1 protein-coding gene is annotated in these 457 nt (G+C 68.1%); it reads left to right on the top strand.

Translation table 11 applies throughout. The annotated features are described in order from the left end of the window. On the top strand, window positions 1–319 hold a 319-nt coding region (locus AB1L30_RS00700; protein ID WP_367011426.1), incomplete at its 5' end, for a hypothetical protein. Window positions 320–457: the final 138 nt, after the last annotated feature.

The raw sequence follows: 457 nt of genomic DNA, 5'->3' as shown, positions 1-457 counted from the left end.
CGGCGCCCTGCGCAGGGTGCTCCGGCCGGGCGGTCGGTTGATCATCATGCAGCCGAACGCCCGGGTGGTGGGCGGTGCCTTCTGGGACTTCTTCGACCACACCTTGCCCCTGAGCGAGAAGGGGATGGCCGAGGCGCTCGGGATCGCCGGGTATGAGGTGATCGAGGCCCGGGCGAAGTTCCTGCCTTATACGACCAAGAGCCGCTTGCCGCGCTGGCCGATCCTGGTCCGCCTCTACCTGGCCTTCCCCCCGGCCCACTGGCTGTTCGGCGGGCAAATGCTGGTGATCGCGCGCAAGCCGGGCGGAGGGGCGTCATGAAGCCCGAGGCCCCCGGCGACGGCAACGCCGCCGCGATCGACTTCGTCATGCCCGTCTACGAAGGCCGGCAGTACTTTGACTACGACGTCACCGTGACGCCCGTCGATGAGCCGGTCACCTTTGGCGACACCAAAGAAG

This window comes from Bremerella sp. JC817, assembly GCF_040718835.1.
Classification (GTDB): domain Bacteria; phylum Planctomycetota; class Planctomycetia; order Pirellulales; family Pirellulaceae; genus Bremerella.
This window is presented reverse-complemented; position numbering and strand designations above follow the sequence as displayed.